The organism is Bradyrhizobium sp. USDA 4506 (assembly GCF_054058795.1).
In genome coordinates, this window is the sequence record NZ_JBSSBM010000002.1 from 5,539,675 (window position 1) to 5,562,810 (window position 23,136).

Consider the following 23,136-nt stretch of genomic DNA (forward strand, 5'->3'; position numbering starts at 1 on the left):
ATCACGCCGCAACCTGTGCCTTCCATCGCATCAAGCGCCGTTCCAACGCCTCCAGGACCGCATTGAATGCCAACCCGATCACGGTGATCCCGATTATGCCGAAATACATCTGCGGGATCAGGAAGCTGTACTGGCTGTTGATGATGAGATAGCCGAGACCGGCCTTGGCGCCGACCATCTCGGATGCGACCAGCACCAGCATGGCTGACGCACTGGCGAGGCGAATGCCGACAAAGATCGTCGGAAGCGCCGCCGGAAGGATCACCTTGCGGAACAGTTGCTGTGGGGTCGCGCCCATGGTCCGCGCCGACTTGATCAAGAGCGGATCGACCTGCTTCACCGCGGCGATGGTGTTGAGCAGGAGCGGCCAGGCGCAGCTATAGACTACCATCGTGACCTTCGAGAGCTCGCCGATGCCAAGCAGCAGGATGAACACCGGCAGGAGCGCGAGCGGCGCGGTATTGCGGCAAATCTCGATGAACTGGTTGAGCAGATCGCCGAGCCTTGTGTACCAGCCGACGGCCAGCCCGAGCGGGACGAACAACACGACCGACACCAGAAACCCGCTCAGGGCGCGGAGCAGGCTCGCGGAGGCGTCGTCATAGAGCTCGCCGGTTTGCGCGAGCTGCCAGCCTGCGGCGATGACACCAGAGAATGGCGGCAGAAACACCGCGTCGATCAAGCCGAGCCTGGGCGCGGCCTCCCAGATCGCCAGAAGGGCGATCAGCAGCAGGGAGCGGCGCCCGAAAGCTGCCAGACCGCGGGTCGCGGCGCGGGCCGCGCTCACCAGCGGTGACCGCGCCGCCGCCGCTTGCTCGTCTCGCCGTTCATGCGCGAGCTCCAGCAATGTCAGCATCTCCAGGCTAGACATGAGCGACTTCCTTTACTTCACGCTCGACACGGCCTGCGCTGACCCTGCCCGCCGATTGCCCCTGCTGCGCCTTCTGCACCTCCTCGCGGAGCAGGCTCCAGATCTCATGGCGCACGCGGCCGAATTCCGGCAGCGAGCGCACGTCCTCGGCTTCGCTGCGCAAGGCCGCGGGGATATCGACAATCTCCTTGATCCGCCCCGGACGCGACGTCATGACCGCCACGCGCTGGCCGAGCACGATCGCCTCGTCGATGCCATGGGTAATGAAGATGATGGTCTTGCCAGTGGCACGCCAGATCCGCAGCAGCTCGCCCTGCAGCGTTTCGCGCGTCTGGGCATCGAGCGCGGCGAACGGCTCGTCCATCAGCAGCACTTCCGGATCGTAGGCCAGGCTCCGCGCAATCGCGACACGCTGCTTCATGCCGCCGGAAAGCTCGTGCGGGTAACGGTCGGCAAAGCCGGACAGCCCGACCAAGTCGAGGAAGTGCCGCGCGATCTCTCCGCGCTGCTTCGGCTTGAGGCCGGCAATGTCGAGCCCGAACTCGACGTTCTGCACGGCGGTGCGCCATGGAAACAGCGCATATTGCTGGAACACGACACCGCGGTCGCGTCCGGGACCGATGATCGGCCGGCCATCGAGCAGGATGCGGCCGCTGGTCGGCGTTGCGAGCCCGCCGAGCAGATCGAGCAATGTCGACTTGCCGCAACCGCTTGGACCGACCAGGGCAAGGAATTCGCCGGCGCGGACGTCGAACGTGATGTCCTCGAGCGCGGTGAAATGGCCCGCCGGCCGGCCTCCCTCGCCTCGGGTGACGAACTCCTTGCGGACCTTGTCAAAGCTGATCTTGACCGACGTCATCGCGCCTCCGCCGTCTTTCCGGGACGGAAATAGTTGAACTCGTTGGTGTAGGTGTCCGAGGCCTTGATCTGGCCCGGCTTGAGCAGGCCATCCTTGACCAGCCAGTCGACCCAGACCTGCAGCTCAGCATCCGAGATCACGCCGCCCTTGGACGCGACGCCGGTGCTCTTCCAGTACTTGATCGAGGAGGCGTCCTCGTTGCGCTTGCGCTCCGCGATGATCCGGTTGAAGCGAGCCCGCACTTCATCGGGCGGCGCCGTCTGCGCCCACTGGATCGCGCGCGAGATCCCCTCAACCAGCTTGCGGGCGGTGTTCGGATTGTCCTTGATGAACTTCTCCCGCAGCACATAGGCACCGCCGGTGAACTGTCCGAACAGATCGGTATCGTTGAAGAGCGAACGGATCCCGCCACGCTCCAGCGCCTTGTCGCGCAACACGCCGCTGAGCGCGCTCACCTCGACCTGCCCTTGCCGCAGCGCCTGCTCGCCGGTAACGGGTGGGACCGCCACCAATGTCACCTGCTTGGTCTCGCCGGCGCTAAGACCGTTCCGCGCCAGATACTCACGCAGCACGAACTCCAGATGGGCGCCAAGCGTATTGACCGCGACCTTCTTGCCGATCAGGTCACGGGCCGTCTTGATCGGACTGTCATCCTTCACATAGTAGCCGTAATAGGTGTTCGCGTCGGAGCCGTAGTAGCCGACCACCGCCTTGATCGGTGCCTTGGCCGCGATCAGCTTGATAATCGCGCCATAGAAAGCGCCGCCGACGTCGATGTCGCCGGTGACGACGGTCTGGATGTCCTGCGGTCCGCTGATGGTGTTGCCGACCCATTTGAGCTTGAGCGGCGCGAGGTAGCCGAGGTCCTCGGCGAGCTCGGTGAACGTCACCTGCCCGGCCCAGCCTTGATAACGGATCTCGGTCTTCTCGAGCGGTGGCTCGGCGAAGGCCGAAGCGATCAGGCCCAACGCAAAGACGCCGGCCAGCAGCAATCGCGCCGCCCGGCGCGCAGCGGCTCGCCGCGCGCGCAGAATTCGAATGATGGCATTCATTGTGTTGCTCCAATAGGCGACATGCTCAGGCTGCCTTCGCCGCTTGCGGCTTCGGCGATTTGATCCGCGTCACGCTGTGGCGGCCGTCGACGCTGACCGGAACCTCGCCGTCGATGGTGGCGCGGCGCACCACACGATGCTGATCGCCGTAGTCATTGACGGCGTAGTGCTGGGTCGCGCGATTGTCCCAGATCGCGACGTCTCCGGCCCGCCAGCTCCAGCGCACGGTATTCTCCGGAGCCGTGATGTGGGACTGGAACAGATCGAACAGCTTCTGGCCGTCATATTTCGGCAGGCCGACAAAGCGCTGGACGAAATTGCCGAGCACCAGCGTGTGCTCGCCCGTTTCGGGATGGACGCGCACGACCGGATGCTCGGTCTCATAGATCGTCCCGGTGAATACCTCGTCGAAATGCTTTCTGTCGGCGTCGGTGGCGCGAGACTTCACCGCGTAACCATAGGCATTGCTGTGAACCGCCCAGAGCTCGTCGGCGAGCTTGCGCAACGGCGGAGGCAGATCGAGATAGGCGGCCGCCGTGTTGGACCAGACGGTGTCACCGCCATAGGGCGGGATCACCACACCGCGCAGCACCGAGATCTTCGGATAGGCATCGACGAACGTGACGTCGGTATGCCATTGGTCCGCGCGGCCGCCACCACGCCCCGAGTCCAGCTCGAGGATCGACGACGTACCCTTGCTCGGGCCGACGGTCGGATGCGGCACCAGTTTGCCGAGCCTGACCGCGAAGCGCTCCTGCTCGGCGTCGTCGAGGTGCTCCTGGTCGCGGAAGAAGATCACCTTGTGCTCGAGCAGCACCTGGTTGACAGCACGGATGACCGCGTCGGGAAGGTCACCCGACAGCTTCACATTCTTGATCTCGGCACCAAGCCGGGCGGCACGCTTGACGATGTCGGCGCGCGGAATGACGTTGTCGATGGTGGTCGTCTTGCTCATGATGTTGGTCTCGTCGCCGCGATCCCCTGGACAAGGCTCCGCCATGCGCCGGTCGCGGAAACGACGGCGGAGATCAATGATGTGGTCGTGATCCTCGCTATTCCGCCGCGACGGGCTGCGGCGGTCGCCAGACAGCCGGTGCATAGAGCTCGGCGGTGAAATCCTCCGCGATCTCTCCGTTGATGCGCGCCTCGTGAGATGCAAGGTCGGCCAGGAACAGATCGCGGCTGACCCTGGCCGTGATCCCCGGAATGTCGCGCTTGAAGCTTGGAACGTCGCCGATCGGCAGGCCGAAGCTGACAAATGCTGCCGGGTTGAAGACGTGAATGTCCTTCAGATACGGCGCGCGGCCCGGAACTTTCTCCAGATACTCGTGCCCGGACCCGAGATAAGGATAGGCCGCCAGGCGATCGTCCTTTTCGTCGTCAGGCGGCACGAAGCGATCTCGCCACAGAAGGATTTCGTCGGCGAAATCGCCGAGCTCTGACTGCGCGCCCAGATCGACGGAATAGCCAGTTCCCGCAATCGCGAAATCGAACGCGAACTCGCCCTGCGGAGTGATGGCGACCGGCCGCACCCCCTTCAATTGCGCCGAGGTCCAGGGTGCGCCCAGGTGCAGATGAAAATTGGGGAAGGCTACCGCGCGCGAGATCGCATCCGGCGGCGGGGTCGACCCAGCCTGCCTGAACCGAATCGCTTGATGCCAGCGCACCGCGTCGGGCAAGCTGCCATAGTTGTCATAGGCTCCCGGGTAGCCGCGGATCCGAATGACCGGCAACGCGGCCAAGGTTTCCCGGCGTGCAAACAGATGAACATCACGCGCTCCGGCCTCAAGGGCTGCGGCCGCCGCATCGAAGGCCGACGCAGCACTCCCGATCACCGCAACGGAAAGACCTCGCAGCGTCCTGAAATCGATCTTCTCCGATGTATGCGCACGGAATCGTTTCGGCAGGACACGCAGCGCGTCGGGGACATAAGCGCCCCCGCTACCCGCAAAGCCGGTTGCGAGCACCAGCTTGCGCGTGGTCTCGATGGTCGTGACCCCGCTCCGCTCCAGATGTAACCGCAAATGATCGGCTGCAGGCTCGATGCGGAGCAGCCGCGTACCGTAACGAATGCCGGCGCCTGTCACGCGGCGATACCAGTCGAGATAGGCCGCCCAGTCGAGCCGCGGAATCCGATCGAGCGCGTCGAAGGCCGCCGCGCCATGGCGCGTTTCATACCATGCTTGGAAACCGAGACCGGGCAGACCGAGCTCCGGACCTGGAAGCGTCTTCGGGGTGCGAAGCTTGTGCATTCGCGCGCTCGTCAGCCACACGCCGGCCTTGCTGGCGTCGGCGGCGGCATCGATCACCGAGACCTTGCCGATCCCGGCGCGCCGAAACGCAAACGCGAAGGCCGCGCCGGACTGGCCACCGCCGACCACGACGACGTTGTGATCGATTCCGTCGCGATCAGGCACCCAGTTCTGTGGGTCGGCCCCGATCAGCCGGAGGGCCTCGCGGGCGACGCTGTCGGGATCGGATTGCGGCATGAATGACCACCTCGCTTTGACGTTACAAATCGTAAAAGCGATCGACATTCAGTCAATGAAACGAAACCAGCTTTGTTTTTGATAGCAGGCAATGTTCGCGTCGTGGACAACGCGGGCATTGAAATATTTGCGATGATCGCCGCCTGACCGATCATCTCATGTGCATTGCGACGTGCGGGATCGGCGCGATCGATCGGGAGAACTTCCCAAATCATACGTCGCCGGGATCGGCGCGATCGCAGTCATCTCCGGTGAACGACGAACTCGTCACGTTCATGCTCGCTTGCCGTGCAACAACGCAAATTCATTTCACCGCCGCCGACATAGAGTCTGACGCAGCGCACGCGCCTGACGTCGACGCGCGGCGAGCAACGATGGATCTCTCGAAATGCCGCGAACTGCTGGCAACATCAGCCTTGAACACGATACCCCGGAGCTCGCCCGCTCCTATGATGAAGCGGGACTCGTTCAATTTCGCCACGGCAAGTTCCTGATCGGGCCGCTCGCCATCAAGACCGGCGAGCACGTGCTCGACATCGGGACGGGAACCGGCCGACTTGCGGAATTCGTCGCCGGACTGGTCGGTCCGGACGGCCGCGTGATCGGTATCGATCCACTTGCCGGCCGCATCGAAATTGCGCGCCTTCGGCAAGGGGATAACCTCCAGTTCGCCACCGGGCGCGCCGAAGAACTGTCGCGCTTCGACGACGCGCAGTTCGACGCGATCTATCTCAATAGCGTCTTCCATTGGATCTCCGACAAGGATCGCGCGCTGCGGGAGATCCGGCGCGTACTCAAGCCCGGCGGCCGCCTCGGGTTGAATGTGCAGGATCCGTCCAGGCCGCACCAGTCGCGCCTGCTGCTTCGTCGCGCCATCATCGAGGCGGGTCTTGCCGGCGATCGCCAGGACTCGAACCCGGTGCTCGGATCGACCGACGAGGAGCTCAAATCGCTGTTCGCGGCACACGGCTTCGCCGGCTACCGCAGCGAGCTGCGCGCGCTGATCGATATCCACGACGATGCGGCATCGCTGCTGCAGTGGTCGGAAGCGAGCGCATTCGGAAATTTCCTCGAAGCGTTCACCTCTCACGAGCGCGAACTGGTGCGCCGCACCTTCGCGCGCCTTGTCGAAGAACAGCGCACGCCCGAAGGTTTGAAGCTGGAGCGCTACCTGCGCTTCGCGTTTGCGCACAAGGCGCCGTCCCACCAATAATAATCAGCAAAACTCACGAGATCCGAGATGAGCAAACGACAGCTTTCCCTTAACCTCTTTATTTATCCCGGCGGCCATCACGAGGCGGCGTGGCGCTACCAGGGGTCTGCGGCGGATCGCATCCTTGACGTCAGCTATTACCAGGAGCTGGCGCAGCGTGCCGAGGCGCAGAAATTCGACGCGATCTTCTTCGCCGACGGCCCCGCGCTCGCCGACAATGTTCGCTACGCACAACGCTTCCGGTTCGAGCCGATCACCTGGCTGGCCGCGATCGCCGGCGCCACGAAACGGATCGGCCTGATCGCGACCGCGTCGACGACCTATACCGAGCCCTACAATCTGGCCCGCCTGTTCGCCTCACTCGATCACCTCAGCGGCGGCCGGGCCGGCTGGAACATCGTCACGACCAGCACGGCACAGGCGGCGCAGAACTTTGGCTTGCCCGAGCATCCACCTCACCACGAGCGCTACGAGCGGGCGCGGGAATATATCGATGTCATCACGCGGCTGTGGGACAGCTGGGAAGACGACGCCGTGGTGAACGACCCCGCATCCGGCATTTTCGCCGATACGGGAAAGATCCATCCGATCGATCACGTCGGAAAGCACTTCCGGGTGCGCGGTCCGCTCAACATCTCGCGGACACCGCAGGGACGGCCGGTCTATGTCCAGGCGGGTTCGTCTGATGACGGACGCGCCTTTGCCGCGCGCTATGCCGAAGCGATCTTCACCGCGCATCAGACGCTGGCGAGCGCCCAGGAGTTTTATGCGGACATCAAGCGGCAGGCACGCGCGTTCGACCGCAGCCCCGATCAGGTCAGGATCCTGCCGGGCATCAGTCCGTTCATCGCCAGCACGCAGGCCGAAGCCGACCTGTTGCAGGACGAGTTCAACGAGCTGATCCAGCCGGAATACTCGTTGACCCAACTTCGCCAGATGATCGGGCTCAACCTCTCCGGCTTCGACCTCGACGGTCCCTTTCCGCGCCACCTGATCGACACCGGCAGCGCCCGCGGGGTCGCCAGCCGTTTCAAGCTCGTGGTCGAGATCGTCGATCGCGAGCAGCCGACCATCCGCCAGCTCGTGCAGCGTCTCGCCGGGGCGCGCGGCCACTGGGTGATCGCGGGCCCGCCGGAGAAGATCGCCGACAACATCCAGACCTGGTTCGAGAATGGCGCGGCCGACGGCTTCAACGTGATGCCGCCCTGGCTACCCGGCGGGTTCGATATCTTCGCCGAGCAGGTCGTGCCGATCCTGCGCAAGCGCGGCCTGTTCCGCGACGAGTACAGCGGCACGACGCTGCGTGACCATTACGGACTGAGCCGGCCGCAAAGCCTATTTTCCGGATCGATCAAGGCGATCGCCTGACGTGATCGAAACCGCCGACCCCGCGTCGGCCGGATCGCTATTTGCCCACAGCCTGAGGATTTGAGAATTCAATGACCACTGCGCGCGTCCTGTTGCTTTCGACCCTGCTCATTCTCGGTGCTCTGACCGGCGCCGCCCTGCACGCGGAGACATCAGCCAAATCCGATCTGAAAGTCGGCTTCGTGCCGGGCCCCTACATCGACGAATTCAAGGTTGGCGTCGCGCCGGAACTCGAGAAGAAGGGCTACCGTATCCGCTATGTCGAGTTTTCGACCGGGCTGGAAGCCAATAATGCAGTGTTCAAGGGCGAGATCGACGCCAACGTCATGCAGCACACGATCTTCCTGAACTCGTACAACGAGCGGCAGCAAACCGACCTCGTCGGCATCGTCCACGTCCCGACGCCCCCGATGGGGCTTTACTCGAAGAAGCACCCGGTCGGCTCGCCGATCAAGCCCGGTTCGACCGTGGCCGTGCCCAACGATCCCGTCAATCTGCAGCGTGCGCTCTGGATCCTGCGCGATCTCGGCCTCGTCGAGATTCGCGACTCCAAGCCGGTCGATGTCAGCGAACTCGACGTGATCAAGAACCCCGGCGGCATCAAGATCGTGCCGCTGGAAGCGGCACAGGCGCCGCGCGCGCTCGATGACGTTGATTTCGCCGCCATCCAGGGCAACTTCGCGATCTACAGCGGCTTGAAGCTGACCAATGCATTCGCCCTGGAGAAGATGACGACGCCCTATATCAATGTGGTCGCGGTGAAGCAGGCCAATGCGGGCTCGCCGTGGGCGCAGGACATCGTCGCCGGCTACAAGTCACAGACATTCAAGACCGCGATCCTGTCCGACCGCTTCTATGACGGGTTTACCTTGCCGGATTACTTGAAGCGCTAGACCCAGCCACCATCCACGATATGGCTCTGGTTGGTGCAGGCACCGCTGTCATCGGCGGCAAAGAACAGCACGACGCGGGCGATATCATCAGGCACGAGTTTGCGCTTGAGGCATTGGCGCTGCATCAGCTCGGCCACGCCTTCAGACGTCAACCACAGATCCTGCTGCCGCTGGGTCATGATCCATCCGGGCAGGATGGAATTGACCCGTATGTTGTGCGGCCCGAGATCGCGGGCCAGCGCACGGGTGAGGCCCTGAACGGCTGATTTGGCCGTTGTGTAGCAAGGCATGTTGCCCTGGCCGATCACCCAGCTCACCGAGCCGATGTTGACGATCGAACCGCCCCCTGCCTGCTTCATGTCCGGCGCGACCGCCTGGGCGCTGAAAAACTGGTGCTTCAGGTTGACGGCGATCCGCTCGTCCCAGAATTCCGGTGTGACGTCCTCAATCGCGTGACGGTCGTCGCGGGCCGCATTGTTGACCAGGATGGTGACCGGCCCGAGCGCCTCGCGGATGCCGGCGACCGCGCGCCGCAGCGCGCCGATGTCGCGCAGATCGGCATGTTCGAAGTGCACGCGGGCTTGTGCCCCGAGATCGGACAGCAGCTGCTCCGACGACGTCAGATCGATATCGATGAATCCGACCCGCGCGCCCTGGCCGATGAACCGGCGGACGATCGCCTCGCCGATGCCGGAACCGCCGCCGGTGACCAGTACGGTCCGGTCCTTGAGACTTGGATAGATGGCGCCCTGCATTGGCATCCTCTCGATATTGGCGCCTGAAGGCGTCGGTTGCGTTGCTGCGGCTCAGGCAAAAGGGCCACAGATTCCGAGGTTCACTCGGTTGTCTCCATGAGGCTGCGGTCCACGACCCGCAGCGTCCGCCGCACCATGCCGTCGACGATGGTCGCCGACTCGCTTGGACGCACATATATTGCCGTGGACTTGAGCAGCCACGGCAGCACCGCCTGGTCGAGCCTCTCCTCATAGGCACTGCGCATCATGTCGAATGCCTGCAGGCCGGGACCTGCGAGGATGACATGATGCGGGCGCAGCACCGATATCGTCGTGGCGACCGCTTCGGCAAGCGCGTGACCCGCCTGCTGGAACAAGTGCTCGAGACGGGAATCGCCGCTCCGCGCCCGATCGCGCAACAGAGCCATCTGCGCCTCGGACGGTTGCTGCGACGCCGCCGGCGGCAGGTCGAGAAAGGTGCGGGCATCGCGGTAAAGCGCATAGTCGGCAAGATGGGCCTCGATGCAGCCGCGCTGACCGCAGCGGCATTGCGGGCCGTTCAGCGCCAATTTGACATGACCGATCTCACTGCCCGCGCCGGCACCCCAGCGCGCTTCACCGTCGACAATGATGCCCATGCCGACGCCGTGGCCCACCATGATCGTGGCCGTGAGGCCCTGCGCCAGTGCCGGTTCGGCGGCAGCGAGGGACAGCGCGACCGCGACCGCGTCGTTCGCCATCACGACTTCGACGGCGAACGCCTGGTGGATCGGCTTGGCAAGATCGACGTCGGTGATCGACAGCGCCGGGCTCCACAGATGCCGGCCGGTATCGCCGTCGACGATGCCCTGCAGCGCTATTCCGATTCCGAGCAAGCGATGTCGCGGCGTGGCGGTCGCCTCAAGCATGGCGTCGATCTGTGCGATCACGAGCTCGCATAGTGCGCTTGCATCGAGCGCGCGCGTCGCGAGTTCAAGTCGCGATTGCGCCAGGGCGGAGCCGCTGAAATCGGCGATCAGTGTCTCGACCAGATTCATGCGCAGCGAGACCGCGATGATGCGGCCAAATTCGGGATTCAGGGTCAGCAGGACTGCCGGCCGGCCGCGGCGACGGCCACCATCCGCGTCCTCTTCGTCGGCGTCGTCGGGCCACAGCGTCGCCGCATCTGTCTCGGCTTCGCACAGCAGGTCCTCCGCCATCAGCTTCGACGTGATGGCCGAAATGGCGGGGAAGCTCAGGCCCGTGCTGCGTGCGAGCTCGACCCGCGGCAACGGCCCCTGGCGTCGCAGTACCTCGACGAGACGGCCGGGGTTCGATCCGCGGGCCAGGCTCGAAGCACGTCTCAACGGCTCGGGCTGTTCGTTCATATTGCGCTTTTTAATTCGCTTGATGAAATTATTCAACGGAGGCTACTCGTTTGTGGGTCAAAAAGCGCGGATAGCGACTGAAAAACATCACTCCCATACTATTATTGGCTGAAGGCGTTATCATGAACATCCTTGACTGGACATTTTGTCGCGCTAATTTATTAGTTACGTGAATAAAATAAGGCGTGAAAAGCGCCGGGCGTGAAATCCCCTCACCGGGGGTGTCGACAGGGAGGTGCATATGAATGTCTCAACCAGAAAATTGATCGTGCCGCTCATGGCGGGCGCTGCCGCGCTCGCCATGGCGACGGGGGTAGCACAGGCACAGCAGAAAAAGACCATCGCGCTGGTGACCAATGTCGCGGCCGACTTCTGGACCATCGCGGGCCGTGGGCTTGAGAAGGCGCAGAAGGAGCACCCGGACTACAATATCGAATTGATTGTCACCAATGAAGGGACGGCGGCCGGCCAGCGGCGCGAACTGGACGATCTGCTGGTGCGCGGCGTCGCCGGTATCTCGATCTCGGTCGACGATGCACCGCATGCAACCGAAGAACTCAACAAGGTTGCCGCCAAGACCGTGCTGATCACCACGGACAGCGACGCGCCGCAGAGCAATCGCCTCGCCTATATCGGCACCGACAACGTCGCGGCGGGGCGACAGGCCGGCGAGGAGATCAAGAAGGCGCTGCCGAACGGCGGCAAGATCGCACTGTTCGTCGGAACGATGGACGCCGACAACGCCCGCGAGCGGGTGCAGGGCATCAAGGAAGCGATCGCCGGCACCAAGGTCGAACTGGTCGACGTGTTCACCGACCAGGTGGACTTCGCCAAGGCCAAGGCGAACATGGAGAACGTGCTCGTCAAATATCCCGACATCGCGCTGCTGTCCGGCCTATGGAGCTACGAGACGCCGCTGATCTATGACGCGGTAAAGGCCGCAGGCAAGGCCGGCAAGGTCAAGATCGTCGGCTTCGACGAGGACCAGCGGACGCTGCGCGGCATTTCCGACGGCACGATCGAATCCACGGTCGTGCAGCAGCCCTACGAGTTCGGCTATCTCTCCGCCACCAACATCATCAAGACGCTGAACGGCGACAAGTCCTGGATTCCGAAGGACAGCAAGCTGATCGTGCCGACCAAGGTGATCAGCAAGACCAACGTCGCGGAGTTCGCCGCACATCTGAAGGAACTGCTCAAGAAGTAACTTCAGTCGGCTTCAACGCCCGGCCGCCACAGGCCGCCGGGCGTTGTGCAGGAGGACATGCCGAATGGCGGAAACGCTGCTGGAACTCAGCGGAATCAGCAAGACCTATCCCGGCGTCAGGGCGCTCGACGACGTCAATTTGCGCGTCAATCGCGGCGAGGTGCTGGGCCTGATCGGCGAGAACGGCGCCGGCAAATCGACGCTGATGCGCGTGCTGGCCGGCGTGATCGCGCCGAGCACCGGCGTGATCCGCATCGGCGGCACCGAGCACGCCCGGATGACGGTGACCGAGGCGACGCGATGTGGCATCGCCTTCGTGCACCAGGAACTGAACCTGTTCGAAAATCTCGACGTCGCGGCCAATGTCTTCATCGGACGCGAGAAGCTGGCCGGCGGCCCGCTGAAGCTGGTGGACAATGCGCAGATGCACGCCCGCGTGATGCCCCTGCTGGAACGGCTGGGCGCCGATTTCACGCCGGGCACGCTGGTCGAGAATTTGTCGATCGCGGAGCGCCAGATGGTGGAGATAGCCAAGGCGCTCTCGATCGACGCCCGCGTCATCATCATGGACGAACCGACCTCCAGCCTGACGATTTCGGAGACGGAGCGGCTGCTCGAGGCGATCGCCGACCTGAAGACGCACGGCATCTCGGTGATCTACATCTCTCACCGGCTCGGCGAGATCATGAGCTGCGCCGATCGCGTCGTGGTGCTGCGCGACGGGCGCACGGTGGGGCAATTGGCGCGCGACGAGCTCAGCCACGCCGGCATGATTAGGCTGATGATCGGCCGCGACCTGAAGGCGCTATATACACCGCCGTCCTGCACGCCGCAGCCGGGCGGCTGCGATATCGCCGGCGTCGTGACCACTGCCTTTCCCGACCGACAGATCAATCTGTCGGTGCGGCGCGGCGAGATCCTCGGCCTCGCCGGGCTCGTCGGCGCCGGCCGCACCTCGCTTGCCCGCGCGGTGTTCGGCGTCGATCCGCTGCTGGGCGGCGAGATCCGGATCGACAACGCGCCGGTCGGCGTCGCCTCGCCGCGGGACGCGATCAGGCAAGGGATCTACCTGGTGCCGGAGGATCGCAAGAAATCCGGTCTGGTGCTGGAACTGCCGATCCGGGAGAACGTGACGCTCGCGAGCCTGCTGGATCATGCGCGGATGTGGCTGGTCAACGGGGCGGCCGAACGCAGAATCGCCAAAGACCAGGCCAGGCGGCTGTCCATCAAGGCGCCGAGCATCGACATCGAAGCCGCGACGCTCTCCGGCGGCAACCAGCAGAAAGTAGTGCTGGGCAAGTGGCTCTCCATGCAGCCGCGCGTGATGTTCTTCGACGAGCCGACCCGCGGCATCGACGTCGGCGCCAAGAGCGAGATCTACGCGCTGATGCGCAGCCTCGCCGACCAGGGCGTCGCGATCGTGATGATCTCCTCGGACATGGAGGAAGTCATCGGCGTCTCCGACCGGGTGGCGGTGATGCATGAAGGCAGTGTCAGCGGCGTGATCGAGCGCAACCAGTTCAGCGAGTACAACGTGTTGAGGCTGGCGGTCGGCCAAGCACTCGAAACCATGGAGGCCGCTGCGCCATGATGAAGAAGGAACTCGGCCTGTTCTTGCTGCTGGCGGTGATCTCCGCCATCACCGGCGCGATCAATCCGGCCTTCCTGTCGGTCGTGAATCTGCTGAACATGGCCAATCTGATCGGCCTGTTCGGCGTGTTCGCGCTCGGTGAAGGCCTCGTCATCATCACCGGAGGAATCGATCTTTCGCTCGGCTCGATGTTCGCGCTACTCGGCGTCATCTTCGTCGACCTGCTGACGACCTATCAGGTGCCCTGGCCGTTCGCGCTGGTGCTGGTCCTGATGGGCGGGCTTGCGCTGGGCGGCATCCAGGGCTTCCTGATTACGCGGCTGAAAATGCAGCCCTTCATCGTGACGCTGTGCGGGCTGCTGATCTATCGCGGCGCCGCGCGCTATTACACCAGCGATTCGACGCGCGGCTTTGGCTACGGCGACGAGGCGAGCACGCTGAGCAATATCGCCTCCGGCAATATTGCGGGCATCCCGAACACCTTCATCTTCCTGATCATCCTTGCGCTGATCCTCGGCGTGCTGTTGCACCGCTCGGTCTACGGGCGCTGGCTTTATGCCGTGGGCAAGAACGAGGAAGCGGCGCGCTTCTCCGGCATCAACACCAACCTCGTGATCGCCACCGCCTACGTCATCAGCGGCGGGCTCGCCGGCGTCTCGACCGTGATGTTCGTGTTCTACACCAACTCGGTTTCTCCGAGTTCCTTCGGCAACTTCTACGAACTCTATGCGATCGCGGCGGCCGTCCTCGGCGGCTGCAGCCTGCGCGGCGGCGAGGGCTCCATTCTGGGCATCGTGCTCGGGACGGCGTTGCTGCAGGTGCTGCAGAACCTCGTGAACATCCTCGGCATTCCCAATTCGCTGAACTTCGCGGTGATGGGGACCGTGATACTGATCGGCGTGCTGGCGGATCAGCAATTGCAGGCCCGTCGACGGCGCAAGGCCGTGCTCGCAGGCCTCGCCCGCACTGCGCCAAGATCGAAGGAAAGCACAATTCTGCAAGGCGCGGCTTCGCATAGCGCGGCTGCGTTGCCGACGACGACGGGCGATCAGGCATGACAACTCGAAAAGGAAGAACCCGGACCGGGAATATGGTCGCGGCGGCTTGAGTAGAGGAACGAGGGGAAGGAGTCCTAGGCGCAAGATCAATCAAGCTCGCGGCGCTCGTATCCAAATTGGCGCAGCAGGCCTGGCCCAGCTGAGCCGCAGGCAGACCCCTCGCCGCCGTCTTGAAGGGCTTTGCGCGCGCACGAATTCTATCTCTGGTTGATGGATCGATGCACTGAAACGATCGCGTTCCCCGCTGAAGGGCTTTGGGCGGGAACGTGGCACAAAAATAGACAAAGCCGGAGACGCTGGGAGTGCAGAAAATGTCACTTAGGTCTGTAGACACCGCGCGGGCGTGCGGCGTGGGGATCGCGTTGTTATCTCTGTTCAGCGGCGGCGGCGCGCATGCGGCCGATCTCATGACGAAGGCTCCGCCGGTGCCTTACACCGAGACCGATGATTTCTGGACAAGACCATATCTGTTCGGCGATCTCGGCAGGACGCAACTAAAGGAGCGAGGGATCTCGCTGGCCCTGACGCTGGGCGACGAAGCCGTCGGCAATTTGTCGGGCGGCAACAGGAACACCGCGACCCAAGCCGGACAGCTTTTCTTTCAGGCCAAGTTCGACATGGCAAAACTTGCCGGCATCCAGGGCGGCACGGTTGGCCTCACGCTGGTCGACCGCTTCGGCCGCAACCTGAATGACGAGGCGGGAATTCCGGCGCTGCAGCTGACCAACGAAGTGTTCGGCCGCGGCAGCATTCTTCGCCTGACCGAACTCTACTACTCGCAGAAGCTGTTCGATGATCGCCTTGAGCTCAAGGGCGGCCGTCTTCCGGTCGGCTCCGACTTCTTCTTTGGCCTCTGCGAGTTCATCAACCTGACCTTCTGCGGCGGCCAGCCCGGCAACATCCAGGGTGGCTACATCTACAATTGGCCGGTGAGCCAATGGGCCGGTGTGGTGCACTACAACTTCGCCAAGGAATGGCAGCTCTCGGTCGGCGTCTACGACGCCAACCCGAACTACCTGACGACGTCGGACTCCGCGACTTACTTCCTGCCGGGTGTCCCCGGCTCTAGCCCCGCCTCGGGCGTTCTGGTGCCGGTCGAGGTGGTCTGGGCGCCGAGCGGTCCGTTGAACGGGACCTGGAGATTTGGCGGCTGGTATGACAGCGCATCGACAATTGATGGCGGCCTGCCGGGGATCATTGCGATCTCTCCGGGCACCGGCGGCGTCTCGGACCAGAATCTCGGAGATTCGCGCGGTCGTTATGGCGTCTATGAATCGATCCTGCAGCGGCTGACGGTTGAAGGTCCCAAGGCACAGGGCTGGTACACCTTCCTCAATACGACCGTCGCCGACCACCGCACGTCGTACCAGGATTACCAGATTGCATTCGGCTTCAGGCACACCGGAACGTTCGCCTCGCGCCCGGAGGACGAAGTCGGCTTTGCGGTCGGTACGACCCATGTGAATACCGCTGCGCTCACGCCCAACGCCGGAGGAAACGAAGTTCCGATCGAAGCCTGGTACGGGTGGCAGGCGACGGGCTGGATGAACCTGAAGTTCGACGCCCAGTATGTGATGCATCCTGGCGGGCGCGGGTACAATGCCGCCGGCGTGAAGACCGACAACGCCTGGATTCTCGGTCTGCGCACGCTGGTGCACTTCTGAGCGGAGGTGGCCAGCATGCTTGAGCAAAGCCAGCCATGGTAACCCCTCACGACGCCGGGCTAGCAGTCCTGGAGTTGAAGGGCATCGGCAAGGAGTTCGGCGCCATTCGCGCGTTGCATGGCGTCGACCTCCGCGTGTCGCCCGGCGAGGTGGTCGGCCTGATGGGCGACAACGGCGCCGGCAAGTCGACGCTCGTCAAGATCATTGCCGGCAACTTTCCGCCAAGTCACGGCGAGATCCGCTTTGAAGGCAAGGCGGTTGATTTCGCCCGTCCGATCGATGCCCGTGCGGTCGGCATAGAAGTGGTCTATCAGGACCTCGCACTCGCCGACAATCTCACGGCGGCGGCCAATGTTTTCCTCGGCCGCGAGCTCAAGCGCAAGCTTGGTCCATTCGCCTTGCTCGACCACAAGACGATGGCAGCGCGCGCGCTGGAGCTGTTCGGCGAGCTGCGCTCCGAGACCCGCCCGCACGATCTCGTCAAGCAGATGTCGGGCGGCCAGCGCCAGGCGGTCGCGATCGCGCGGACGCGGCTCTCCAACGCCAGGCTGGTGATGATGGACGAGCCGACCGCCGCGATTTCGGTTCGCCAGGTCGAGCAGGTCCTCGGCCTGATCCATCGCCTGAAGGAACAGGGCGTCGCGGTCATGCTGATCTCGCACCGCATGCCCGACGTGTTCGCTGTCTGCGACCGCGTCGTCGTCATGCGGCGCGGCGAGAAGCGCGCCGACAAGGCGATCGGCGACACCAGCCCCGAGGAAGTCACCTCCCTCATCACGGGAGCGAAGGAGGCTGCGTGATGGCCACGCCCCTGGAATCTCCCCTCACCTTCACCAATGTCGGCAAGGCCAGATGGTGGCGCAGCGGCCTGTTCGCCTCGCAGACCGGCTACGTCCTGCTGGCGCTGGCGGCGCTGTTCGTGCTGATGAACTTCGCCAGCCCCTATTTCCTGACCGCAGGCAACATACAGAATGTGGCGAAGAACTTTTCCTTCATCGCCATCGCCACGCTTGGCATGACCTTCGTCATCATCACGGGCGGCATCGATCTCTCGGTCGGCTCCGTGATGTGCTTTTCAGCGATGACCACCTCAATGGTGATGACGCACGTCTCGACACCGGGCATGCCCGGCGCGGAGTGGTTCGTGCATTTAGCCCCTGACGGCAAGACCGTGATTGCCAATATGCCCGGCTTGATTCTGCTCGTCTCGGTTCTGGCGGGGCTCGGCGTCGCGCTGATTGTCGGCCTCGTCAATGGCTTCTGCATCGCGGTGCTTGGACTGTCGCCGTTCGTCACGACGCTCGGCATGCTCTCGATCGTGCGCGGCCTCGGCTACGTCGTCTCCAACGGCCGCGGCAGTTTTCCCGGCGGCCCCGACGCCGAATATTTCTACACGCTGACATCCGGCGTTGTGTTCGGCATGCCGGCGCCGTTCATCTATCTCGTGGTTCTCGCGCTGGCGATGGCGGTCGTGCTGCATCACACTGGTTTCGGCCGCCACGTCTTTGCCGTCGGCGGCAACGAGAAGGCGGCCGCGCTGACCGGCATCTCGGTCGTCCGGGTGAAGATCGAGATCTACGTGATCTGTGCGCTCGCGGCGGGTCTGCAGGGCATCATCGTCTCGGGCTGGCTGGGATCGGCGCCGGCGAACATGGCCACATCCTATGAGCTCAACGTGATTGCGGCCGCTGTCATCGGTGGCGCCAATCTCGCGGGCGGCGCCGGCGGCCCGCTCGGGGCCATTGTCGGCTGCGTGCTGCTCGAGGTGATCCGCAACGGCCTCGTGCTCGCGCAGGTCAACTCGTACTGGCAGCAGACCCTGGTGGGCGTGATCATCATCGCCGCGGTGCTGGTCGATCGTCTCCGGTCGCGCATGGCCTGAAGAGTTCGTCCTGGAGGATCATGGATGTCCGCCTATCCGCCTCCCGGAGCCGCAGATTTGAACGGATAGGCACGATAAGAAATGTGGAGGGAAACAATGAGAAAGGCACTTCTGGCCGCTGCGGTCCTCGCCATGATGGCAACGCCTGGCCTGGCCCAGAGCTACAGATTCGTGATCGTGCCCAAGGCCATGAACAACCCGTTCTTCGATTTCGCGCGCGACGGCTGCCAGAAACGCGCCAAGGAGCTCGGCAACATCGAATGCATCTACAAGGGTCCTGTCGAGCACGAGCCGGCGACGCAAGCGCAGATCATCCAGGATTTCGTCACTCAAAAGGTGGATGGCCTGGCCATCTCGGTTGCCGACGTTGCCGCGATGACCAAGTCGATCGAGGCGGCAAGTGCAGCCGGCATTCCCGTCATCACCTTCGACTCGGACGCGCCGGGCTCGAAGCGGATTGCCTATATCGGCACCGACAACAAGGAGTTCGGCCTCGCGCTCGGCAAGCAATTGCTGAAGCTGCGGCCTGATGGCGGCAGATACGCGATGATCTCCGGCGGGCCGGGTGCGGAGAACCTGGCCGAGCGGGTCGACGGCGTGCGTGAGGCACTCAAGGGCTCGAAGTGGACCGAGGTCGGGGGCTCGCCCACCTTCTGCAACGACGATCCCGCGCTCGGCGTTCAGCAGATGACCGATCTGCGCACCGCTGCTCCCGACCTTGCAGCCATCATCCCGGTCGGTGGCTGGCCGATGTTCGCGCCCGAAGGCTTCAAGGCGTTCGCCAGCAAGAGCAAGAAGGACATGGACGCCGGCGAGTTCACGCTCGTCGTGGCCGACACCCTCAAGATGCAGCTTGAGCTTTTGAATGAGGGTTACGCCAATGCGCTGATCGGCCAGCGCCCGTTCGAAATGGGCGAGAAAGCGATGGACACGCTGCTTGCCATCAAGAAAGGCCAGAAGGCGCCGCCGATCATCCACACCGGTCTCGACGTTGTGACGAAGGACAACGTCGCGGCGATGCTGAAATAGGCGCGCAGGCAGCCCGAGCGGAGCGGCATGGATCCGGACCTGTGCTCGCGGCCGACCGACATCGGTATCCCGCCGGGCAGATCCCGGCGGCCATCATCAATGGCGCCGCCATCGCATCTGACGAGCGCTAGGGAACGATGTGGGTCCCGGTCTCGCCGGTCAGCGCGGCCATTGCGCAATTGAGGTGGCTGATGATCGCGCGCTTGCCACCACCTTCGAGAAAGCGGATGGCGGCATCGACCTTGGGCCCCATGCTTCCCGGCGGAAAATGGCCCTCGCGATGATAGGCCTTAATCTGCGCCAGGCTGACCTGATCCAGCTCCCTCTTGTCGGGCTTGCCAAAATTGATCGCGACGCGGGGCACCGCGGTCAGGATCAGCAGTTCCTCGATGCCAAGCACGTTGGCGATATGGGCCGAGGTCAGGTCCTTGTCGATCACTGCCGGCACGCCGGTGCGCACGCCCCGTTCGTCGCGGATCACGGGCATACCGCCGCCGCCGCCTGCGATGACGATGGTGCCGCGCTTGACCAGCGCGTCGACCAGCGAAATGTCGCAGACATGTTTGGGTTTCGGAGACGGCACGACATGGCGCCAGCCACGCCCGGAGTCCTCGCGCATTTTCCAGTTCAACTCGGCGCTGATGCGCTGGGCTTCCTGCTCGGTGAAAAACGGTCCGACGAACTTGGTCGGATTGGCGAAGGCGGGATCGTTGGCGTCGACCTCGACCTGGGTCAGCAGGCTGGCGACGTGCCGGCCGTTGCCATGCGCGCGCAAGACGTTCTCGATCGCCTGCATCAGAAGATAGCCGATGCCACCTTGGCTGTGCGCGACGCAGATGTCCATCGACATCGGCGGGATCCGGCTCATCGTCAGCATCTGGCGCATCATGATCTTGCCCACCACCGGCCCGTTGCCGTGGGTGATCACCAGTTCGTTGTCGAGTTCGGCGAGCGGCAGCAGCGCCTCGGCCGTGTGCTGGGCGACGGCCTTCTGCTCGTCCGAGGTGCCGCTGATGTCTTCAGGGTGGACGGCATTGCCGCCGATCGCGATCACGAGACGGCGCGGGACCTCATTGAGTGTTCGCATAGCGCGGCATCCTGACGTCGTTGACGGAAAGAGCGAGAGCAAGGTCGCAGGCCTGGGCATTCGACGGCGCCACCACGATGCCGGCGTCCTCGAGCAGCCTGATCTGCGCCGAACGCACCTGGCGATCGAGCTCGGTCCCCGTCACCGACGCAACCAGGACCGGCGCGTCATCCGCACGGCCCGCCACGACAGCCGCAAGATGCGCTGCCGGATTGTCATGTGCGCCGTATCCGATCACGAGATCGAGCAGGATGACGGCGACCGCGGGATCGACCAGCGCCGCCCGCAAGGCATCGTCGCGCACCGAGGGATCGATCATCGGATGCGGCCGGCCCTGGGTATATTCGTCGGCCCCGAGGTCGACGATGCGGTCCTTCCCCTGCGCCTCCGGGTCGCTGAAATGCGGGACGCCGGGAATGGCGGCATTCGATGCCACCTTGCGACCGCCCGCAGCAAGGATCACCTGAGCCTCGGCACAGAGGGTGCCGCCGGCGAACAGCCCTTCGATGCGCTGCGCCGCCTTGCGTCGCGGCGGCAAACGCGCAGCCACGGCGGCAGCGTCGAACTTGCCGCCAATGCTCCGGCCGTTGCCGAGGGCTTTCTCGGCCGCTTCCCTCAACGTACCGGCAAAGCGTGCATTTGACGGCAGATCCGCCGAGGCGGCGCCGATGAAGCACACCGTGTAGGGCTTCGAGCTCTGGCCGATCCGGCCGAGCACGGCCCTGGCGACGTCCGGATGCGGCGGCTTGGAGATGAGCACGACGCGATCGGTCTCGGGATCGGCATCAAGGGCGTCGATCGCCATCAATGTCGTGATGCCGCCAATCTCCTTCTTCAAATCCCGTCCGCCGACGCCGATGGCGTGGGAAATGCCTTCGCCCGCCTCGGACAGCAGGCACGACACCTCCTGCGTCCCGGTCCCGGATGCGCCGATGATCCCAATCCTGCCGCGCTTCAGTCGGTTGGCGAAGGCGAGCGGCGCGCCGCCGATGACCGCCGTGCCGCAGTCCGGCCCCATCATCAAGAGGCCCGCTTCGCGCGCCTGCTGCTTCAGCGACAATTCATCCGCAATCGAGACATTGTCGCTGAACATCAGGACATGAAGTCCGCGGTTCAGCGCCTTGCGCGCTTCCGCCGCGGCGAACTCGCCGGGAACGGAGATCAGGGCGAGGTTGGCGGCGGGCGCGGCCTTGACGGCTGCGGCAATGCTGCGCGGCCGCCACGCTGCTTCGCCGGTGCTGCTCGTCTTGGGGCGATCGAGCGCCTTTTGCGCTTCGGCAAGCGCGGCGCTCGCCGCCGCTTCGCTCTCGGCCTTGATCGCGAGAATCAGATCATTGCCCTGGGCGATCACCGCGCCGTCGAGCAATCCGGCGTTGCGCAGGATCGCCTGGTTGGACGGCGTGCCCATCATCAGCGCGGCTTCGACGACGCCCGCCGCCGACGCGATCTCGCGCGACAACCGCATCAACGCGACCGAGTCGAGATAGAATCCCTTGCGAATTTCGTTCAGGACAAACGCGCTCATGACACCCCCAGATCTTCCGCAATGGCAAGGACGGCCTGCCGGAAGCAGGCCATCGGCGCCCGCACCACGCCGGCGCCGACCTGGCCGATGCCGGGCTCGCGATGCGCAATGCCGGTGTTGATGACCGGTGCGAGGCCGGTCTCCACCACCAGGCGAACGTCGATGCCGGTCGGCACGCCGGCAAAGTCGAGCGCGGGGATCGTCCATTCCGGATTCTGCCCGACGGTGATTTCACTCATTGCCCGCGTGAAATTGCCCGCCGACGACGGCGCCCCGGCGCCGATGAATCCGGCAACTGCCGGAGCTGCTGCCATCGCGAAGCCACCAAGCCCGACCGTCTCGACGATCGCGGAGTCGCCCATGTCGGGATTGGCATCCTTGCGCGAATAGCCCGGGAAATAGAGCCCTTCCGGCATTTCCACCGGCGCCGTGAACCAGCGATCGCCCAATCCGCTGACACGGACCCCGAAGTCGGTTCCGTTGCGGCACATCGCGGTCACCACCGTCGAACCGCGAATCCCGCTGGCGGGATCGGTCAGCGCTTTGCCCATCGCCATCGCGATGTTGAGAAAGAACTGATCGTTCTGCGCGATGAAGCCAATGCAGCTTGCGAGAACCTCGTTGTCCGTCGAGGTGCGCGCCAGCGCCGACCCGATCTCGCGCAGGAACACGCTGGAGCAGGCCAGGTTGCGCTGGTGCATTTCATCGCCCATCGAGAGTCCGCGCGCGATGATCGCCTTCAGGTCGATCCCGCCATGCGCGCGGATCGCCCTGGCCAGCACCGGCCCGAATACATCACGCAGCCAGCCGAGGCGGGCCAGCACGCTATCGTCATTGCCGCCGAAGCGCATAACCTTGCCAAGGCCCTCGTTGATGGCGCAGTAGGCGCGGTTGCCATATTTGACGTTCTCGACGACGAACACCGGCATGGAGACCGTGGTCATGCCGGTCATCGGACCGACCGCGCCGAAATGATGGTTGGGGTGGAAGGCGACGCCGCCGCCGGCCGCGAGTTCGAAGGCGGCTTCAAGATCCGGAGCCCAGCCTTCGAACACGATGGCGCCTGCCACCGCGCCACGCATCGGACCGCACATTCGGTCCCAGGTGATCGGCGGCCCGGCATGAAGGATCATGCGTTCCTTCAACCCTTCCAGCACGTCGCGTGCCGGAACGATATCGATCAGCCTGGGCTCACCCTCGAGGATGCGGGCCAGCGCCTGCTTGTTGGCGTCTTCGATCAGCTTCAT

At 64.1% G+C, this 23,136-nt stretch carries 21 protein-coding genes; 10 read left to right on the forward strand and 11 right to left on the reverse strand.

The genetic code is table 11. The features are described from left to right. Nucleotide 1: 1 nt before the first annotated feature. The 6 genes from ACVIHF_RS28365 to ACVIHF_RS28390 all read right to left on the reverse strand — a co-directional run bounded on the left by ACVIHF_RS28365 (nt 2) and on the right by ACVIHF_RS28390 (nt 5,923). Nucleotides 2-871, reverse strand: a complete 870-nt coding sequence (locus ACVIHF_RS28365) for an ABC transporter permease (RefSeq protein ID WP_253606997.1) — start codon at nt 869-871, stop codon at nt 2-4. Further along, a complete protein-coding gene (locus tag ACVIHF_RS28370; RefSeq protein ID WP_253606996.1) occupies nt 864-1,730 on the reverse strand; it encodes an ABC transporter ATP-binding protein in 867 nt (288 codons plus the stop codon). The genes ACVIHF_RS28365 and ACVIHF_RS28370 overlap by 8 nt, the downstream gene beginning before the upstream one ends. Continuing rightward, nucleotides 1,727-2,782, reverse strand: coding sequence for an ABC transporter substrate-binding protein (locus ACVIHF_RS28375; RefSeq protein ID WP_253606995.1), 1,056 nt, complete (start codon nt 2,780-2,782; stop codon nt 1,727-1,729). The genes ACVIHF_RS28370 and ACVIHF_RS28375 overlap by 4 nt, the downstream gene beginning before the upstream one ends. 25 nt (nt 2,783-2,807) lie before the next feature. Then, the gene (locus ACVIHF_RS28380) at nt 2,808-3,737 is read right to left on the reverse strand and encodes a TauD/TfdA dioxygenase family protein (protein WP_253606994.1); all 930 of its coding nucleotides are present in this window, start codon (nt 3,735-3,737) and stop codon (nt 2,808-2,810) included. Between the two features lie 97 nt (nt 3,738-3,834). Further along, on the reverse strand, nt 3,835-5,271 hold the full coding sequence (locus ACVIHF_RS28385) for an FAD-dependent oxidoreductase (RefSeq protein WP_253606993.1): 1,437 nt from the start codon (nt 5,269-5,271) through the stop codon (nt 3,835-3,837). A 304-nt stretch (nt 5,272-5,575) separates the two neighbouring features. Further along, nucleotides 5,576-5,923 carry a hypothetical protein gene (locus ACVIHF_RS28390; protein WP_253610083.1) on the reverse strand — a complete coding sequence of 116 codons (348 nt, stop codon included), beginning with the start codon at nt 5,921-5,923 and terminating at the stop codon, nt 5,576-5,578. On the opposite strand from ACVIHF_RS28390, the gene ACVIHF_RS28395 reads away from it, so the two are divergent. The 3 genes from ACVIHF_RS28395 (at nt 5,807) to ACVIHF_RS28405 (ending at nt 8,745) form a co-directional block, all read left to right on the forward strand. Further along, nucleotides 5,807-6,484 carry a class I SAM-dependent methyltransferase gene (locus ACVIHF_RS28395; protein WP_253609888.1) on the forward strand — a complete coding sequence of 226 codons (678 nt, stop codon included), beginning with the start codon at nt 5,807-5,809 and terminating at the stop codon, nt 6,482-6,484. The genes ACVIHF_RS28390 and ACVIHF_RS28395 overlap by 117 nt on opposite strands. A gap of 27 nt (nt 6,485-6,511) precedes the next feature. Beyond that, nucleotides 6,512-7,852 carry an LLM class flavin-dependent oxidoreductase gene (locus ACVIHF_RS28400; protein WP_456792902.1) on the forward strand — a complete coding sequence of 447 codons (1,341 nt, stop codon included), beginning with the start codon at nt 6,512-6,514 and terminating at the stop codon, nt 7,850-7,852. A gap of 71 nt (nt 7,853-7,923) precedes the next feature. Then, nucleotides 7,924-8,745, forward strand: a complete 822-nt coding sequence (locus ACVIHF_RS28405) for a MetQ/NlpA family ABC transporter substrate-binding protein (protein ID WP_253606991.1) — start codon at nt 7,924-7,926, stop codon at nt 8,743-8,745. Here the strand turns inward: ACVIHF_RS28405 and ACVIHF_RS28410 are convergent. Both ACVIHF_RS28410 and ACVIHF_RS28415 read right to left on the reverse strand, forming a co-directional pair. Then, nucleotides 8,742-9,500: an SDR family NAD(P)-dependent oxidoreductase gene (locus ACVIHF_RS28410; RefSeq protein ID WP_057017428.1), complete on the reverse strand. Its 759-nt coding sequence runs from the start codon at nt 9,498-9,500 to the stop codon at nt 8,742-8,744. The genes ACVIHF_RS28405 and ACVIHF_RS28410 overlap by 4 nt on opposite strands. An 80-nt stretch (nt 9,501-9,580) precedes the next feature. Further along, on the reverse strand, nt 9,581-10,846 hold the full coding sequence (locus ACVIHF_RS28415; RefSeq protein ID WP_168855345.1) for an ROK family protein: 1,266 nt from the start codon (nt 10,844-10,846) through the stop codon (nt 9,581-9,583). 241 nt (nt 10,847-11,087) lie between these two features. Here ACVIHF_RS28415 and ACVIHF_RS28420 point away from each other — a divergent pair, with 241 nt between their 5' ends. The 7 genes from ACVIHF_RS28420 (at nt 11,088) to ACVIHF_RS28450 (ending at nt 19,277) form a co-directional block, all read left to right on the forward strand. After that, nucleotides 11,088-12,053, forward strand: a complete 966-nt coding sequence (locus tag ACVIHF_RS28420) for a sugar-binding protein (RefSeq protein ID WP_225158724.1) — start codon at nt 11,088-11,090, stop codon at nt 12,051-12,053. Nucleotides 12,054-12,117: 64 nt separating this feature from the next. Next, nucleotides 12,118-13,644, forward strand: a complete 1,527-nt coding sequence (locus ACVIHF_RS28425; protein WP_253606990.1) for a sugar ABC transporter ATP-binding protein — start codon at nt 12,118-12,120, stop codon at nt 13,642-13,644. Then, complete coding sequence (locus tag ACVIHF_RS28430; RefSeq protein ID WP_253606989.1) at nt 13,641-14,702, forward strand: ABC transporter permease; 1,062 nt, start codon at nt 13,641-13,643, stop codon at nt 14,700-14,702. Before ACVIHF_RS28425 ends, ACVIHF_RS28430 begins: the two co-directional genes overlap by 4 nt. A 311-nt stretch (nt 14,703-15,013) precedes the next feature. Beyond that, entirely contained in the window at nt 15,014-16,366 is a 1,353-nt protein-coding gene (locus ACVIHF_RS28435) for a carbohydrate porin (protein WP_229189717.1), read from the forward strand. A 35-nt stretch (nt 16,367-16,401) separates the two neighbouring features. Then, nucleotides 16,402-17,166, forward strand: a complete 765-nt coding sequence (locus ACVIHF_RS28440; protein ID WP_253606988.1) for an ATP-binding cassette domain-containing protein — start codon at nt 16,402-16,404, stop codon at nt 17,164-17,166. Beyond that, nucleotides 17,166-18,248, forward strand: coding sequence for an ABC transporter permease (locus tag ACVIHF_RS28445; protein ID WP_225642737.1), 1,083 nt, complete (start codon nt 17,166-17,168; stop codon nt 18,246-18,248). Before ACVIHF_RS28440 ends, ACVIHF_RS28445 begins: the two co-directional genes overlap by 1 nt. 96 nt (nt 18,249-18,344) lie before the next feature. After that, nucleotides 18,345-19,277 (forward strand): sugar-binding protein, encoded by a 933-nt coding sequence (locus ACVIHF_RS28450; protein ID WP_253606987.1) that lies wholly within the window; start codon nt 18,345-18,347, stop codon nt 19,275-19,277. 127 nt (nt 19,278-19,404) lie between these two features. Here ACVIHF_RS28450 and arcC read toward each other — a convergent pair whose 3' ends face one another. From arcC to ACVIHF_RS28465, 3 genes are read right to left on the reverse strand one after another with little or no spacing between them, the layout of a single operon-like run. Further along, nucleotides 19,405-20,364, reverse strand: a complete 960-nt coding sequence (arcC, locus tag ACVIHF_RS28455) for a carbamate kinase (protein WP_253606986.1) — start codon at nt 20,362-20,364, stop codon at nt 19,405-19,407. Continuing rightward, nucleotides 20,348-21,889, reverse strand: coding sequence for an acyl-CoA synthetase FdrA (gene fdrA / locus ACVIHF_RS28460; protein WP_253606985.1), 1,542 nt, complete (start codon nt 21,887-21,889; stop codon nt 20,348-20,350). Before fdrA ends, arcC begins: the two co-directional genes overlap by 17 nt. After that, a complete protein-coding gene (locus tag ACVIHF_RS28465) occupies nt 21,886-23,136 on the reverse strand; it encodes a YlbE family protein (protein ID WP_253606984.1) in 1,251 nt (416 codons plus the stop codon). Before ACVIHF_RS28465 ends, fdrA begins: the two co-directional genes overlap by 4 nt.

Coding starts and splice junctions, on each gene's coding strand:
- ACVIHF_RS28415 (WP_168855345.1), bottom strand. CDS start 10,846: ATGAACGAACAGCCCGAGCCGTTGAGACGTGCTTCGAGCCTGGCCCGC.
- ACVIHF_RS28425 (WP_253606990.1), top strand. CDS start 12,118: ATGGCGGAAACGCTGCTGGAACTCAGCGGAATCAGCAAGACCTATCCC.
- ACVIHF_RS28370 (WP_253606996.1), bottom strand. CDS start 1,730: ATGACGTCGGTCAAGATCAGCTTTGACAAGGTCCGCAAGGAGTTCGTC.
- ACVIHF_RS28410 (WP_057017428.1), bottom strand. CDS start 9,500: ATGCAGGGCGCCATCTATCCAAGTCTCAAGGACCGGACCGTACTGGTC.
- ACVIHF_RS28365 (WP_253606997.1), bottom strand. CDS start 871: ATGTCTAGCCTGGAGATGCTGACATTGCTGGAGCTCGCGCATGAACGG.
- ACVIHF_RS28420 (WP_225158724.1), top strand. CDS start 11,088: ATGAATGTCTCAACCAGAAAATTGATCGTGCCGCTCATGGCGGGCGCT.
- ACVIHF_RS28400 (WP_456792902.1), top strand. CDS start 6,512: ATGAGCAAACGACAGCTTTCCCTTAACCTCTTTATTTATCCCGGCGGC.
- ACVIHF_RS28465 (WP_253606984.1), bottom strand. CDS start 23,136: ATGAAGCTGATCGAAGACGCCAACAAGCAGGCGCTGGCCCGCATCCTC.
- ACVIHF_RS28380 (WP_253606994.1), bottom strand. CDS start 3,737: ATGAGCAAGACGACCACCATCGACAACGTCATTCCGCGCGCCGACATC.
- fdrA (WP_253606985.1), bottom strand. CDS start 21,889: ATGAGCGCGTTTGTCCTGAACGAAATTCGCAAGGGATTCTATCTCGAC.
- ACVIHF_RS28385 (WP_253606993.1), bottom strand. CDS start 5,271: ATGCCGCAATCCGATCCCGACAGCGTCGCCCGCGAGGCCCTCCGGCTG.
- arcC (WP_253606986.1), bottom strand. CDS start 20,364: ATGCGAACACTCAATGAGGTCCCGCGCCGTCTCGTGATCGCGATCGGC.
- ACVIHF_RS28430 (WP_253606989.1), top strand. CDS start 13,641: ATGATGAAGAAGGAACTCGGCCTGTTCTTGCTGCTGGCGGTGATCTCC.
- ACVIHF_RS28440 (WP_253606988.1), top strand. CDS start 16,402: ATGGTAACCCCTCACGACGCCGGGCTAGCAGTCCTGGAGTTGAAGGGC.
- ACVIHF_RS28445 (WP_225642737.1), top strand. CDS start 17,166: ATGGCCACGCCCCTGGAATCTCCCCTCACCTTCACCAATGTCGGCAAG.
- ACVIHF_RS28375 (WP_253606995.1), bottom strand. CDS start 2,782: ATGAATGCCATCATTCGAATTCTGCGCGCGCGGCGAGCCGCTGCGCGC.
- ACVIHF_RS28435 (WP_229189717.1), top strand. CDS start 15,014: ATGTCACTTAGGTCTGTAGACACCGCGCGGGCGTGCGGCGTGGGGATC.
- ACVIHF_RS28405 (WP_253606991.1), top strand. CDS start 7,924: ATGACCACTGCGCGCGTCCTGTTGCTTTCGACCCTGCTCATTCTCGGT.
- ACVIHF_RS28450 (WP_253606987.1), top strand. CDS start 18,345: ATGAGAAAGGCACTTCTGGCCGCTGCGGTCCTCGCCATGATGGCAACG.